Source organism: Ancylobacter rudongensis (assembly GCF_900100155.1).
GTDB lineage: Bacteria > Pseudomonadota > Alphaproteobacteria > Rhizobiales > Xanthobacteraceae > Ancylobacter > Ancylobacter rudongensis.
Genome location: NZ_FMTP01000007.1, coordinates 1 through 15,024 on the forward strand (window position 1 = coordinate 1; position 15,024 = coordinate 15,024).

General features: G+C 66.9%; 10 protein-coding genes. 9 read left to right on the plus strand and 1 reads right to left on the minus strand.

The window, feature by feature from the left end; genetic code table 11:
* A partial coding sequence (locus BLO63_RS16370) for an integrase core domain-containing protein (RefSeq protein WP_143007079.1) occupies positions 1 to 303 on the plus strand: 303 nt, incomplete at its 5' end.
* 137 nt (positions 304 to 440) lie between these two features.
* On the opposite strand, the gene BLO63_RS16375 is transcribed toward BLO63_RS16370, so the two are convergent.
* The gene (locus BLO63_RS16375) at positions 441 to 1,355 is read right to left on the minus strand and encodes a LysR family transcriptional regulator (protein ID WP_091442716.1); all 915 of its coding nucleotides are present in this window, start codon (positions 1,353 to 1,355) and stop codon (positions 441 to 443) included.
* A 102-nt stretch (positions 1,356 to 1,457) separates the two neighbouring features.
* Between BLO63_RS16375 and BLO63_RS16380 the strand changes: the two genes are divergently transcribed.
* From BLO63_RS16380 to BLO63_RS16415, 8 genes are all read left to right on the plus strand, one after another.
* Positions 1,458 to 2,474, plus strand: coding sequence for an NADP-dependent oxidoreductase (locus BLO63_RS16380; RefSeq protein WP_091442718.1), 1,017 nt, complete (start codon positions 1,458 to 1,460; stop codon positions 2,472 to 2,474).
* A gap of 119 nt (positions 2,475 to 2,593) precedes the next feature.
* Positions 2,594 to 6,259, plus strand: coding sequence for a PAS domain S-box protein (locus tag BLO63_RS16385; protein WP_091442721.1), 3,666 nt, complete (start codon positions 2,594 to 2,596; stop codon positions 6,257 to 6,259).
* A gap of 238 nt (positions 6,260 to 6,497) precedes the next feature.
* Entirely contained in the window at positions 6,498 to 7,391 is an 894-nt protein-coding gene (locus tag BLO63_RS16390) for an ABC transporter substrate-binding protein (RefSeq protein ID WP_244517933.1), read from the plus strand.
* A 74-nt stretch (positions 7,392 to 7,465) separates the two neighbouring features.
* Positions 7,466 to 9,100, plus strand: a complete 1,635-nt coding sequence (locus tag BLO63_RS16395) for an amino acid ABC transporter permease/ATP-binding protein (RefSeq protein WP_091442726.1) — start codon at positions 7,466 to 7,468, stop codon at positions 9,098 to 9,100.
* Positions 9,101 to 9,142: 42 nt separating this feature from the next.
* The gene (locus BLO63_RS16400) at positions 9,143 to 10,381 is read left to right on the plus strand and encodes an acetamidase/formamidase family protein (RefSeq protein WP_091442728.1); all 1,239 of its coding nucleotides are present in this window, start codon (positions 9,143 to 9,145) and stop codon (positions 10,379 to 10,381) included.
* A gap of 114 nt (positions 10,382 to 10,495) precedes the next feature.
* Positions 10,496 to 12,853 carry an acetamidase/formamidase family protein gene (locus BLO63_RS16405; RefSeq protein WP_091442731.1) on the plus strand — a complete coding sequence of 786 codons (2,358 nt, stop codon included), beginning with the start codon at positions 10,496 to 10,498 and terminating at the stop codon, positions 12,851 to 12,853.
* Positions 12,854 to 13,028: 175 nt separating this feature from the next.
* Positions 13,029 to 14,189: an extracellular catalytic domain type 1 short-chain-length polyhydroxyalkanoate depolymerase gene (locus BLO63_RS16410; RefSeq protein ID WP_205409350.1), complete on the plus strand. Its 1,161-nt coding sequence runs from the start codon at positions 13,029 to 13,031 to the stop codon at positions 14,187 to 14,189.
* A gap of 527 nt (positions 14,190 to 14,716) precedes the next feature.
* Positions 14,717 to 15,019, plus strand: coding sequence for a hypothetical protein (locus tag BLO63_RS16415; RefSeq protein WP_091442735.1), 303 nt, complete (start codon positions 14,717 to 14,719; stop codon positions 15,017 to 15,019).
* Positions 15,020 to 15,024 lie beyond the last annotated feature (5 nt).

The following is a 15,024-nucleotide window of genomic DNA, read 5'->3' on the forward strand; positions in this document are numbered from 1 at the left end:
AAGCCGATGCAGAACGGCTTCATCGAAAGCTTCAACGGCCGATTGCGGGACGAGCTGTTGAACGAGACGCTGTTCTCCAGCCTGCCCCAGGCCAGAGCCGCTCTCGCCAAGTGGCAGCTCGACTACAACACGGCCCGGCCGCACTCCAAGCTCGGATGGCAGACGCCAACGGCCTTCGCCTCAACGTTCCACCCGCGGCGGGATCAGACGATCCTCACCATCAACGGCTCCGCGTCTGCCCCCGCCGCTCCGCACGCCCGACAGGGCAAATCCAACCGTCAGAACGAACTGAAAGCTGGATAGAAGTTGGGGGCAACGTCAGGCGGGGTCGACATCAGCGACATCGTCCGCTGTCCCGCGGCGCAGGACTTCTGATCGCTCGCGAAGGCTAGCGCCATGGGACTGGTCGCCACGGCGAACTCTGCTCACCCGGTCGAGAATCAGGCTTCCGCCGTCATCCGTTGCCGAAAGTGCTCCTGCAACAGCATCAGGAAGGCTCGCACGGCAGGGTTGGCGCGGCGGCTGGCCGGCCAAAGCGCGGTGATGTTGTGCCGCTCGACGGCGAAACGGGGGAGCACGGGGACAAGTTCGCCACGCGCCACATAGGGCGCAGCGATGAAGGTGGCGCTCATGCCGATACCGCCGCCGGCCGCCAGCGCCGCAACCAGCGCGTCGCTGGCATCGACGACAATGCGGGAGGACGGTACGATCTCGATGACGCGGTCTCCCATCTGGAAGGGCCAGCGGAACGCCTCGCCCGTGCTCTGGTAGCGCATGCTGACCGTGTCGTGCCTCTCCAACTCGTCGGGATGCTCGGGCGTGCCGTGCGCGTCGAGATACGCCGGGGACGCGAAGCAACATAGGCGATGCGGCGCCAGCGGGCGTGACAGCAGGCTTGAATCGGCGAGGTTGCCGATCCGCACCGCGACGTCGAATCCCTCGCCGGCGATGTCAACGATCTGGTCGCTCAGCCGCAGATCAACCTGCACCCTGGGGCAGAGGGCACGGAAGGCCGGCAGCGCCGGGGCGATGACATGGAGACCGATCGGCAGCGGCGCGGCGATCCTCAAGGTGCCCGACGGCTCGGCGCGCGCCGCCATCGCCATCTGCTCGATTTCTTCGGCATCCCGCAGCAGCCGCAGCGCACGCTCATGCAGCGCCCGGCCCTCATCCGTCAGTGTCAGCGAGCGAGTGGTGCGGGTGAAAAGAGCGATGCCCAGATGCCGCTCCAGCCGCTGCACGCTCTTGCTGACGGCCGAGGGCGAAATCGCCAACGAACGGGCGGCGGTGGTGTAGCTGCCAAGTGACGCCGCACGTGCAAAGGCGATGAGGCCTGTCAGGCGGTCCAGACCCATTTGTTCCTTCATAGAACAATTAAAGCGATTTCAACCGTGATTATCAATGCCAACGCCTGGGCATAGAGGAGTGGACGATCGGACACGCGTGAGGAGGTTTCGATGAACGAGGGGATGAAGGCGGTGCGCCTGCACGGTTTCGGCGGGCCCGACGTGCTGCGCTATGAGGAGGCGCCGCGGCCGGAGCTGCGGGCCGGCGAGATGATCGTGCGTATACATGCGGCCGGGATCAATCCGCCCGACGTATATCTGCGCGAAGGCTACGCGATGCTGCCGCCGTCATGGCGCCCGCACATGACATTCCCGCTCATTCCGGGCACCGACATGTCTGGCGTGGTCGTTACTGTTGCCGACGATGTGACGGGTTTCTCCCTCGGGGACGAGGTGTACGCAATGGTGCGTTTTCCAGCCGGACTGGCGGGCGGCAGCCGCGCCTATGCCGAGTATGTCAGCGTGCCGGCGTCGGAGGTGGCGCGCAAGCCTGTCGGTATCGATCACATGCAGGCCGCTGCTGCGCCCATGTCGCTCCTCACGGCATGGCAGTTCCTGGTTGAGCTCGGGCACGACGAACCCAACCCGCTCCAGCCGCATCAACATCAGCCGGTGCCGCTGGCCGGCAAGACCGTACTGGTGAACGGTGCGGCCGGTGGCGTGGGGCATTTCGCCGTGCAACTGGCGAAGTGGAGGGGCGCTCATGTCATCGCCGTCGCCTCCAGCCGGCATGAGCCGCTTCTGCGCGAGCTCGGGGCCGACGCTTTCATCGACTATACCAAGACGCGGCCGGAAGAGGTGGCGCAGGACCTTGATCTCGTCATCGACACGATCGGTGGGGAGAGCTCCGGGCGGTTTCTGCGCACGCTCAAGCGCGGCGGCGCCCTGTTTCCGGTGTTCCCACTGGGTTTCGAGGGAGCCGAGGAAGCTGCGCGAAGGGGCGTCACCGTCTCGGCGACGCAGGTCCGCTCCAGCGGCGCTCAATTGGGCGAGGTGGGGCGGCTGCTGGCGGAGGGAACGGTCCGCGTCCTTCTCGACAGCACCTATCCGCTCGCCGCAGTGCGCATGGCGCATGAGCGGGCGGCGCAGGGGCACGTGCAGGGCAAGCTCGTGCTGAAGGTGTTGTGACTTCCGTTGGCCCGGCCTGACGATCAAAACGTCGTGCCGGAATGGAACTGGCCTGCCGCCTGTGCGTTTTGGCAAGTCGAAGTTCCGTCCGGCTGGGGTTCGGGACTAACGCTTGTGTCATGGGGTTTGACGTGCGGCTGGACGAGACCGTCGTTGCCACCGATCGTGCATTTTTTGCCGGGGGTGGGGCACTTGCGCGCCGCATTGTGGAGTTTGACTGGGCTTCCACGCCGATCGGCCCTCTTGAAGCTTGGCCCTTGAGCCTGCACAACACCGTCAGCCTGATGCTGGCCAGCCCCGTGCCGCTCGTGCTGCTGTGGGGCGAGCGCGGCGTAATGATCTATAACGACGCCTATTCCGTTTTCGCCGGCGGGCGCGACAGCGGCCTCCTGGGGTCGAATGTCCGGGAGGGCTGGCCCGAGGTCGCCGACTTCAACGACAATGTCATGCGGGTGGGCCTGTCGGGCGGGACGCTTAGCTATCGTGACCTGCCGCTGACCCTGCACCGCGACGGTCATCCCGAGCAGGTATGGCTCAATCTGGACTACTCGCCGGTCGCGGGCGACGACGGCACGCCCGCCGGTGTCATCGCTGTGGTGGTGGAGGTGACGGACGCGCATCGCACCCGGGTCGCCCTGGAGGAGAGCGAGACGCGGCTGCGCTTCCTCGATGCGCTTGGGCGTGCGGTGGCCGAATGCCGTGACGCGGGCGAAATTCTCGCGATCACGACCCGCATGACCGCCGAGCATCTCGGCGTCTCGATCTGCGCCTATGCCGACATGGACGAGGACGAGGATGGCTTCACCATCCGCGGTAACTGGCATGCGCCCGGCTCGCTCTCTCTCCTTGGCCATTATCGCCTCGCCGATTTTGGCAGCCGTGTCTTCGGCGAGCTGAAGGTGGGCCAACCGCTGATCATCCGCGACACCGCGTTGGAACTCTCCTGGCAGGAGGCCGCGGCTTTCGCGGCCCTGGGCATCGCCGCGACGATCTGCATGCCGCTGTTCAAGCAGGGGCGTCTCATCGCGCTGATGGCGGTTCACGACAAGGCGCCACATGACTGGTCCGACTATGAGCTGAGCGTGATCCGCGAAGTGACGGAGCGGTCCTGGGCACATATCCAGCGGGCCGGTGCCGAGGGCGTCCTGCGCGAGCGCGAGGCCCATCACCGTCAGATCCTCGACAGCGCCATCGACTATGGCATCGTCGCCACCGATCTTGAGGGACGCTGCACGCTGTGGAACCGGGGCGCCGCCGAGATGCTCGGCTGGAGCGAGGCCGACATGCTTGGCCAGACCATGGATATCTTCTTCACTCCTGAGGATCGTGAGGCGGGTCGGCCGAAGGCAAAGCGCGGCGAGGCGCTCGCCTCTGGCCGCGCCCATGACGCGCGCTGGCATCTCAAGCGCTCGGGCGAACGCTTCTGGGGCCTGAGCGAGATGATGCCCCTGCGCGACGCGGCGGGGACGCCGATCGGCTTCGTCAAGCTCATCCGGGACCGGACAGCAGAGTATGCCGCGCAGGAAGCGCTTCGCCAGAGCGAGGAACAACTGCGTCGGGCCCAGGCGGCCGGTGGGGTCGGGCTTTTTTCCATCGACATCACCAGCAACGTGATCCACGCCACCGCCGAATTCTGCCGCCTCTTCGGCCTCCCGCCAGCGGCAGAGATTCCCGCGCCGATGGTCGAGCGGCTGGTGGTGCCGGAGGATGCCCTGCGCATCTCCAATCTGGCGAGTCGCGAGGCGGGGGTGGCGCTGCTCGATGCCGAGTATCGTATCCGCCGGCACGACACGGGCGAGGAGCGGATCATCGCGCGCAAGGCCGGCTATGAGCGCGACGAGGCCGGTCGCCCCGTCCGCATGGTGGGTGCGGTGCAGGATGTGACCGACCGGCGCCAGACCCAGATGGCGCTGGAGAAGAGCGAGGCGCAGTTCAGCGCCCTGGCGCAGAACATGCCCAACCAGGTGTGGACGGCCCGTGCGGATGGTGCGCTCGACTGGTTCAATGACCAGATCTACGTCTATTCCGGCGCCGCACCCGGCAGCCTTGATGGGGAGGGCTGGACCGACCTCGTGCATGCCGACGACCTGCCGCATGCGCGCGAGCGCTGGTCGCTGGCGGTGGCCTCCGGCGAGACCTATGAGACCGAGATGCGCCTGCGCGAGTCCAGCGGCACCTATCGCTGGCATCTGGCGCGCGCCGTGCCGTTGATCGATGCGAGAGGCATGATCAGCGCCTGGGTCGGCACCAATACGGACATCGAGGCCCAGAAGCGTGCCGAGGAAGCCTTCGCCCAGGACCGCGACCGGCTGTGGCGGATCAGCCAGGACCTGATGCTGGTCTGCGATTTCGAGGGCACCATAACGGCGGTGAACCCCTCCGCGGAACGGCTGCTCGGCTGGGACGAAGGCGAGATGACCGGCCGGAAGGTCGCCGACTTCCTCCATCCGGAAGATCTCGACGCCAATACCCGCGAACTGGCCAGTTCCTCGGCCGGGCTCGCCACCTTCGCCTTCGAGAACCGCTACCGCACCAAGGCGGGCGAGTACCGCCTGCTGGCCTGGAGCGCCGTTCCCGGCAATGGCCGCATCCATGCGGTGGGGCGCGACGTTACCGAGCAGAGGGCGGTCGAGGAGGCGCTGCGCCAGAGCCAGAAGATGGAGGCGGTCGGCCAGCTCACCGGCGGCATCGCCCATGACTTCAACAATCTGCTGCAGGGCATCACCGGCAGCCTCGACATTCTCGGCAATCGCATTGCCCAGGGCCGCACCGACGATCTGGCGCGGTGGGTCGGTGGCGCGCGGACCTGCGCCGATCGCGCGGCCGCGCTCACCCACCGCTTGCTGGCCTTCTCGCGCCGCCAGCCGCTCGACCCGCGCCCGGTGCGCGCCAACCCGCTGGTCGCCTCGCTTGAGGACATGCTGCGGCGAACGCTGGGCGAGCGGATCGAGCTGGAGCTGGTGCTCGGGGGCGGCCTCTGGCTGACGCGCTGCGACCCTAACCAGCTTGAGAGCGCCATTCTCAACCTTGCCATCAATGCGCGCGATGCCATGCCGGAGGGTGGCAAGCTGACCATCGAGACCTGCAACGCCCATCTCGACAGCCTGTTCGCGGCGCGTGAGCGCGAGGTAAAGCCGGGCCAGTATGTCTGCATCTGCGTCACCGATACCGGCACCGGCATGAGTCGGGAGACGATGGCCCGCGCCTTCGAGCCCTTCTTCACCACCAAGCCAATCGGGCAGGGCACCGGGCTCGGCCTCTCCATGGTCTATGGGTTCACGCGCCAGTCGGAAGGCTATGCCCGCATCTATTCGGAGATCGGGCAGGGGACGACGATCAAACTGTACCTGCCGCGCTATCGCGGCGAGGAGGAAACCGAGGAGGGCAGCACCGGCCTTGGCGACGCCCCGGCGTCGGAAGCCGGGGAGGTCGTCCTGGTGGTCGAGGACGAGCCTGTCGTGCGCGGGCTTATTGTCGAGGTGTTACACGAGCTGGGTTACCGCGCCATCGAGGCCAGCGATGGCCCGAAGGGGCTGGAAATCCTCCAGTCGCGCCGGTGCATCGACCTTCTGATTACCGATGTCGGCCTGCCCGGCCTAAATGGGCGACAGGTCGCCGATGGTGGGCGCGTCTCCCGACCCGGGCTCAAGGTGCTGTTCATGACCGGCTATGCCGAGAATGCCGCGCTGGCATCCGGTTTCCTGGAGCCGGGCATGGCGATGATCACCAAGCCTTTCGCCATGGATATTCTGGCCACCCGCATCCGCGAGATCATCGAGAAATAGCGCCCGGCGCGCCGAGGGTGCGCCGGGCCGCGGAAGAGTGTTGCTTATTAATTCGGCAGCTATGCCTGCGCCTTGGCATCTGCCTATCCAACAATCGGTGCGCCCTCAGACAAGTCCCCGCGACCTCTCCTGCGTCACACTTCGGGCCTCGCTATCCGTCTGGCCGTCCTTCGGGGCACGCTAGCAGAGGAGAAGTTACGTGGCACACGCTCTCGATTTCCGTTGCGGCAGGCGCCGCCTGTCCGTCGTCTCCCACCTTCGCTCGGCCCTCTTCGGCGCCCTTGGCCTCGCCCTCGCCACCGGGGGACTGACCGCCGGCCTGCCGCAGATGGCGCAGGCCGCCACGCCGGAAGCCTGCGCGGCGCTGCAGGCGAAATATCCCGACCTCAAGGGCAAGACGCTGGTCAACGCCATCAACCCGCACACGCCGGGCTATGAGACGATCGACCCCAAGGACCCGACCAACTATATCGGCTTCGACATTGATCTCGGCGAGGCGATCGGCGACTGCCTCGGCTTCAAGCTGACCTATAAGGCGGTGACGTTCGCCTCGCTGCTGACCACGCTGCAGGCCGGTCAGGCCGATATCGTCATCTCCGACATCTACGCCACCAAGGACCGCGCCAAGGCGGCGGACTTCATCACCTATCTGAAGGTGTATGACGGCGTGCTGGTGGCCAAGGGCAACCCGAAGAAGATCACCGGCATCGACACCTCGCTGTGCGGCGCGGTGGCGGCCGAGAACACCGGCTATGTCGAAGTTCCGCTGATCCAGGCGCTGGAGCCGGCCTGCAAGGCCGCGGGCAAGCCGGCCCCGGAAATCCTGCTGTTCGACAACAATGCCAACTGCATCCAGGCGATCCTTGCCGGGCGTGCCGACACCTACATCAACGACGTCAATACCGTCGACGGCGCAGTGAAGGCCTATCCCGACAAGCTGGAGAAGGCGACGGCGGTGACGCTGCCCTATTCGGTCGGCATCGCCGTGCCGCGCAACAACATCCCGTTCCGTGATGCGGTGATGTCCGCGCTTGGAGAGCTGCAGAAGGCCGGCGTGCAGGCGGAGCTGATGAAGAAGTGGAACCTGCCCACCGATCAGCTCGAGACCCCCAAGCTGGTGCTCGCCGACTGATCGCTCCGACGCGCTGACACCGGCGGCCGCGCTCCGCGCGCGGCCGTCGCTCTCCTCCGTTGCGAAGAAGGCCGATGGATCTCTTCCTGCATTATCTGGGCATGCCCTATCTCCTCGACGGGGTGGGCTACACGCTCCTCATCACCGTGCTTGGCCTGCTCGGCGGGCTGGTCATGGGCGTCGTCCTCGCCGCCATGCAGCTCTCGCGTTTCCGCACGCTGGCGATCGTTGCGCGGGCCTATGCCATCGTGTTCCGTGGCACGCCGCTGATCCTGCAGATGGTGTTTTGCTACAACGCTCTGCCGCTGATCGGGATCAAGCTTTCCGCCATCTCCGCCGCCAGCCTGGCGCTCGCCCTCAACGAGGCGCCGTTCATCGCTGAAATCCTGCGCGCCAACGTGCTCGGCGTCGAGCGCGGGCAGGTGAGTGCCGGTCAGGCGCTGGGCATGACGCCGGCTGCCATCATGCGCCGGGTCATCGCCCCGCAGGCGATACGCTCCATGGTGCCGGCGCTCGGCAACGAGGCGGTGAGCGCGCTGAAGAACTCCTCGCTCGCCTCCGTCGTGGCGGTGCAGGAACTGACCCTGCGCTCGACACAGCTGGCCTCGGCCACCTTCGACTTCTTCTCCATCTTCTTCGCCTCCGGGCTGATGTACCTGGTGCTGACCGGCGCGATCGCGGTGATCCAGATCGTCGTCGAGATGCTCCTCGATCTCGACCGTCCGCCGCCGCGCGAACAGCTGCGCCGCTTCCTGCGCGCCCTCGTGCCGGGTCGGCCGGATGCCGCGCCCGAACTGGCGGTTGCCGCCACCGGGGTGACCCAACTGGATGTCGCTCGCGAAATCGTCGCAGAGATTGCCGCCGATCCACTACCGCCGGCCGTGCCGAAGCATGCAGCCCCCGCGCGAGATCCCGTCGCGCGTGCCGCACGCCTCGCCGCCAACAACATCGCGGTGGAGGTGCGGGGGCTGCGCAAGAGCTATGGCGCGCAGACCGTGCTCGACGGCATCGACCTGACCGTGCGGGCCGGCGAGGTTGTGGCGCTGCTTGGCCCTTCCGGTTCCGGCAAGTCCACCCTGCTGCGCTGCATAAACCGGCTGGAAGGTTGGGAAGACGGCACCATCCGCGTCGGCGGCCAGTCCCTCGGCGTTGATGAGAACGGGCGCCCGCTTTCGCCCCGACTGACCGCGCAGATGCGCGCCAGCGTCGGCGTCGGCATGGTGTTCCAGCAGTTCAACCTGTTTGGCCACCTGACCGCCCGTGAGAACATCGCCGGCCCGCTGCGCTGGGTGCAGGGGCTCTCGCGCTTCGACGCCGACCGGCGCGCCCGTGACCTGCTGGAGCGCATCGGCCTTGCCCACCGGGCCGACGCGCTGCCGCGCCATCTCTCTGGCGGCCAGCAGCAGCGCGTCGCCATCGCTCGCGCCGTCGCGCCGGCCCCGACCGTGCTGCTGCTCGACGAGCCGACCTCCGCCCTCGATCCCGAACTGGTGGGCGAGGTGCTGGAGGTGATCCGCCGGCTCGCGGTGGAGGAGGGGCTGGCCATGATCATCTCCACCCACCAGCTGCGCTTCGCCGGCGATGTCGCCGACCGCATCGTGTTCCTTTCCGGCGGTGTCGTCGTCGAGGAGGGCCCGGCCGCCCGCGTTCTCAGCGCGCCGCAGCACCCGCTCACCATGCGCTTTCTCAGCTCCATGACAGCCGAATAGGCGCGACGACCCACGCGCCACTCTTCAGTTCCGAGGTTCGACATGACCAAGCATCATCTGCCCGCCACGCCCGACACGGTTCACTGGGGCTATTTCAGCAAGACCCTGGCGCCCGTGCTCACCTTGAAGTCCGGCGACAGGGCGGTGATCGAATCGATTACCCACCACGCCAATGACGACTATGCGCGGATGATCGAAGGCGACCGGGCGGCAGAGGAGATCTTTCTCTGGACCAAGGACCAGAAGACCCTGCGCCGGCGCGGCGCCGGAGCAACCGACGGTCCCTTCACCTATGGGGCCGGCGAGGGCCTGGGCGTGCACCTGCTCACCGGGCCCGTGGCGGTGGAAGGCGCAGAGCCGGGCGACATCATCGAGGTGCGCGTCATCGACACCTGGCCACGCCCGAGCGCCAACCCCGCCTATGCCGGGCGCTTCTTCGGCTCCAACCCGGCCGCCAATTGGGGGTTCCAGTACAAGGACCTGATCGAGGGCCCCGCGCCCCGCGAGGTTGTCACCATCTATGAGCTCGACATGGGCGAGGCGGTGGTGAAGGCGCTCTATTCCTATCTCTGGACGCCGCAGATCGACCCGGACGGCATCACCCACCCGACCATCGATTATCCCGGCGTGCGGGTCGACCACGACACCATCGACAAGAAAGAGGGCATCCTGTCCGGCATCAAGGTGCCGGCGCGGCTGCATTTCGGCACGATGGGCCTCGCCCCGGCCGAGGCCGACTTCGTCTCCACCATTCCGCCGAACTACACCGGCGGTAACATGGACGACTGGCGCATCGCGAAGGGCGCGCGGATGTACTACCCGGTCGCCGTGCCGGGCGGGCTGTTCTCCTGCGGCGACGCCCACGCCACGCAGGGCGACAGCGAATTGTCGGGTACCGCCGTCGAGATTTCGCTCACCGGCGAGTTCGAGTTCATCCTGCACAAGAAGGTGGAACTTGGCGGCACCATCCTGGAGGGGCTTACCCACCCGCTTCTCGAGAACGACGAGGTCTGGTCGGTCTATGGCTTCAGCGTCGCCAATTATCTCAGTGAACTCGGCCCCGACCACCAGAGCGAGATCCTCAAGCGTGGCAGCCTCGACAGCGCCATGCGCGACGCCTTCCGCAAGCTGCGGCGCTTCCTGATGACAACGCAGAAGCTCTCGGAGGACGAAGCGATCTCCCTGATGTCCGTGGCGGCCGATTTCGCCGTCACCCAGGTGGTCGATGCCAATTGGGGGGTCACGGGCTCGATCCGCAAGAGCATCTTCCCGGCACGTTGACAGCGCCGGCGATCCAGGCTCGGTCGACGGCACGGCAGAGGCACGCTTCTTGCTGGCGGAAGGCGCTGCTGGCAGCAAGCCCTGCTGGCAGGAAGCCATGCCGAGGCGCCGCCGATGAACGCTCAACCCTTCACTAGCGAGTCCTATTCGGGCGACGCGGGCGAGGCCGCGTGGCAGGATGTGCTGCGCGGCTTCGGCCTCCAGTCGCTGGGTGCGCGGCAGGGATCGCCCGCCCATGCCAGCGCGCTCTCGCGCCTGTCCTCGAGCGGCGTGCGGCTGGGCAAGTTCTCCGCCGATGCGCAGAGCCTGCGCTCTCTACCCTCCCGCGCCGGCCTGCCGCTGTTGCTGATGCCGGTGGAGAACAGCACGGTGCTGGTGGTCGGCGAGGATCGGCAGATCGTTGCTGCCGGTCAGCTCATCCTGGCGCCGCGCGGAGCGGACTGGCAGTTGCAGTTTCAGCGCGGGTTGCGGGCCGTGGTCCTCTCCGTGCCGGCGGAGGCGTTTCGTGGCCGTAAGGTGCCGCCATTGGCGGCGGTCCAGCCGCGGGTCTTCGGCGCGGAGGGGCTGGCAGACATTGTGGGCCGCACCGCGCTTGCCACCGCCGAGGCGCTCAATCGGCTCTCCGAGGCGGAATGGGAGGCGGTGGCGCAAAGCGCCGCCGAGCTTCTGCTCGCTCTGTCCGGCGAGCTGGTGGCGGCGACCAGCGACCCGTCCTCCAGCCGTGCGGCGCTGCTTCAGCGCCTTTACGCCGCCATCGAGCGCAGCATGGGTAGCGAGGACATTTCGATTGCCGATATCGCCCAGGCCGAGGGTATTTCGGAACGCTATGTGCAGAAGCTGTTCGAGGGAACGGGCGAGAGCTTCAGCCACTATGTGCGCGAGCGCCGTCTGCAGCGCGCCTGGCACGACCTCGCCAACCCGGCCGAGGCGGCGGTTCCGATCGCCGAGATCGCCTATCGCTACGGCTTCGCCGACGCCGCCCATTTCAGCCGCCTGTTCCGCGAGCGCTTCGGCCTGCCGCCGCGCGAACTGCGCCGCCGCGAGGCGGAGCGGCAGACGCACAGCGCGGTGGCGAGCGGCCAACGGGGCTGGCCACAGGAGGCGCTTGCCCAGCTCAGGGCGCGGCAGGCCGCGGGGCCCGCACGCCGGCCAACGCTGCGCGAGGACGGGGAGGCGGGGGCGCCTGTACCGGGGGGGGCGGCACGGCACTATCTCCCGGTTTATGCCCAGCATGTGCACTGGGGCTATTTCAGCCGTTCGCTCGACCCGCTGATCGAGATCGCTTCCGGCGACATCGTCACCATCGAGACGCTGACCCAGCACGCCTCGGACGATCCCGAGCGCATGATCGAAGGCGATCCGGGCGCGGAAAGCGTGTTCCACTGGACGCCGACCGACAAGACGGTGAACCGGCGCGGTGCCGGCCCGCTCGACGCCTCGGTGTTCGGGCGCGGCGCCGGGGAGGGGTTCGGCGTGCACATCTGCACCGGCCCGATCGCCGTGCACGGGGCGCAACCGGGCGACGTGCTTGAGGTGCATATTCTCGACATCGAGCCCCGCCGCTCCCGCCACCCCGCTCATGCCGGCCGGGTGTTCGGCAGCAGCGTCGCGGCCTGGTGGGGCTATCACTACTCGGAACTGCTCAGCGAGCCGCATCCGCGCGAGTGCGTGACAATCTACGAAATCGTCACGGAGGCGGACGAGCCCTATGCCGAGGCGCTGCATTCCTACCGCTGGGAACCGCAGACCGATCCGTCCGGGGTTCAGCATGTGCTTTACGATTATCCCGGCGTGCTGGTGCGGCCCGGTACGGTGACGTTGCAGACGAACGTGCTCGAGGGGGTGCGGATTCCGCTGCGGCCGCATTTTGGCGTGATCGCGGTAGCGCCGCGTGAAGCCGAACTCGTCGATTCGGTGCCGCCGGCCTATTTCGGCGGCAATCTCGACAATTGGCGGCTCGGCAAGGGGGCCACGGTGTATCTGCCGGTGTCGGTCCCCGGCGCGCTGCTCTCTGTCGGCGACCCGCACGCGGCGCAGGGCGATGGCGAGCTGTCGGGCACGGCGATCGAATGCTCCATGACCGGCACCTTCCGAGTGACCTTGCACAAGAAGGCCGACATTGGCGGCACCGTGCTGGCGGATCTGACCTATCCGCTGATCGAGACGCCGGAAGACTGGGTGCTCACCGGCTTCAGCCATCCCAATTATCTCGCCGAGTTCGGCGCCAGCGGCCAGAGTGAGGTTTATGCCAAATCCTCGCTCGATCTCGCCATGCGCGATGCCTTCCGCAAGATGCGGCGCTTCCTGATGACCACGAAAGCACTGAGCGAGGACGAGGCCGTTGCCTTGATGTCGGTGGCGGTGGATTTCGGCATCACCCAGGTGGTGGATGGCAATTGGGGCGTTCATGCCATTCTGAGCAAACGGCTTTTTGCGCAGCATGAGTCCGGCGAAGCAGCGCCCGAAAGCTGATAGATACCGCCGCAGCTGGGCGCTTCCTCGGGCAAGACTCCGGGTCTGTGGCTTGTGCCCAACTGTCACGCTCGCGCGACGGCTCTTGTTTTTGTGCAGTGCAGCAACAATCTGGGTGTGGGGGCGTTAGCGTCATGCCGTCCAGCCGCTGGGCGCCGCAGCCAGGAGATCTCCCTTGCGGACAATGTCGGATACCATGGCCCTTCTCGCCTCGCTTGGCGCGGGACAGGGCACTCCCTTCTCGGCAGGAAATGCGCCCGGCCGCCTGCTGGCGCTTGGCGACTTCGGATCGAACCCCGGGTCTCTGAGAGGTCTCTACCACCGGCCGGCGGATCTGCCGGAAGGCGCGCCGCTCGTGGTCGTGCTGCATGGCTGTAAGCAGAGCGCGGGCGAATATGACCATCGCGCCGGCTGGTCCGAACTGGCCGATCAGGCCGGTTTCGCGCTGCTCTATCCCGAGCAGAACCACGGCAACAATCCTAACATGTGCTTCAACTGGTTCCGTCCGCGCGACGCGCGGCGCGATTCCGGCGAGGCTCTGTCCATCCGCCAGATGATCGAAGCGATGGTCGAGACCCACGGGCTCGATCGCGGCCGTATCTTCGTCACTGGACTGTCCGCCGGCGGGGCGATGGCCAATGTGATGCTGGCGACCTACCCCGAGATTTTCGCCGGTGGGGCGATCATTGCCGGGCTGGCCTATGGCCGCGCCACGACCGTACCGGAGGCGTTTGACTGCATGCGCGGGCAGGGCACGGCGTCGGATGAGGAACTCTGGGCGCTGCTACGGGAGGCATCGGCCCATGCCGGTCCGTGGCCGCGCGTGGCGATCTGGCAAGGCACGGCCGATCATACTGTCGCGCCCTCGAATGCCGACGACATCGCCGCGCAATGGCGCAGCGTGCATCATCTGGGTGACACGCCGACGCGCGAAGAGGTGTCTGGCGGCCGCGCCCGGCGCGTCTGGTGCAACGGCGCCGGTGAACCAGTGATCGAACTGAACACGGTCGCCGCCATGGGCCACGGCACGCCGCTGGGCGAGGATCTCGGTGTCCCCGGCCCCTATATGCTGGATGTCGGTATTTCCTCGACGCGCGAGATCGCCCGCTTCTGGGGCATCGAGGCTGAGGAGCAGGCGGGGGCCAAACCGTCGCCCACGTCCGGGAAGCGCCGTCCGGCGGCACCGCCGGTGCCCGCAATTCGCTCTTCCCGCCCGCAGGGCGAACGGCCCGAGGCTGATGCGCCGGGCGCTTCGTCGCGGCGGTCTTCCAAGGGAGCGGACGGCGTAAAAGGCATCATCGAGCAGGCTCTGCGTGCGGCCGGGCTGATGCGTTAGCACCCTTATCGGTGAGGTGGAAACACGTGGTCGATAGCTGCGATCTGCTCTCACAGAGCAGGGGGCATTTCTCGCCGCGAAAGGCGATCCGCTTTCACGGAAGCGGCGCGAGCCATCCTGCACGCGCCCATCGGATGTCCTGCCGTGCGCGGGACGAAAACCGAGATGCGGCAATATCCGTCGGTTGTATTGCTTTGCTTTTGCCTTGTTTGAATCGCAATTCAAACGTACAATAGAAATTGTCCCTGATTGAACTGACGCAGCAGTGCTGCATATCGGTGGTTCAGGATTTCGAAATTTCGACGGGCAGACAGGTGGTGCCGGTGCGGCGCCCGTGTTTTCCGGCCTCATAGCGGCATTTGTCCTCCCGCGATCGCCGATTTACTGACGGTCATCGGACAGTTCCACTTTGGGCAAAGCCGGCGCGCCGTGCGCCTCTTTCCGCATGCCCTATTGCCGCGTCACCAGACCGGCCCGTGGCGACTTAACGGTCGCCCTTCCGCCTTTACAAAGGACGACACGTCATCATGACCGCCGCAAATTCCGCGAACCGCCGCGAGCCCGCCGTCCACCGCGATCCGACGATCCACCTTTTCGCGGTCGGGCAGGTTGTGCGGCTGAGGGGCGGGTATGGCGTTTTCACCTCGCGCGTGGGCGACATCTACCGCATCACCGCCACGCTGCCGCCGAGCGGGAATGCGCTGCAATACCGTATCCGCAACGAGCGCGAGCAATATGAGCGCGTGGCGCCCGAAGACAGCCTTGAGGCGATGCGCGCGGCCGAGCCCGGTGAGGGCGACGCGCTGATGGACCGGACCTTCAGCCGCTGACGTCC

Coding starts and splice junctions, on each gene's coding strand:
- BLO63_RS16375 (WP_091442716.1), bottom strand. CDS start 1,355: ATGGGTCTGGACCGCCTGACAGGCCTCATCGCCTTTGCACGTGCGGCG.
- BLO63_RS16380 (WP_091442718.1), top strand. CDS start 1,458: ATGAACGAGGGGATGAAGGCGGTGCGCCTGCACGGTTTCGGCGGGCCC.
- BLO63_RS16385 (WP_091442721.1), top strand. CDS start 2,594: ATGGGGTTTGACGTGCGGCTGGACGAGACCGTCGTTGCCACCGATCGT.
- BLO63_RS16395 (WP_091442726.1), top strand. CDS start 7,466: ATGGATCTCTTCCTGCATTATCTGGGCATGCCCTATCTCCTCGACGGG.
- BLO63_RS16400 (WP_091442728.1), top strand. CDS start 9,143: ATGACCAAGCATCATCTGCCCGCCACGCCCGACACGGTTCACTGGGGC.
- BLO63_RS16405 (WP_091442731.1), top strand. CDS start 10,496: ATGAACGCTCAACCCTTCACTAGCGAGTCCTATTCGGGCGACGCGGGC.
- BLO63_RS16415 (WP_091442735.1), top strand. CDS start 14,717: ATGACCGCCGCAAATTCCGCGAACCGCCGCGAGCCCGCCGTCCACCGC.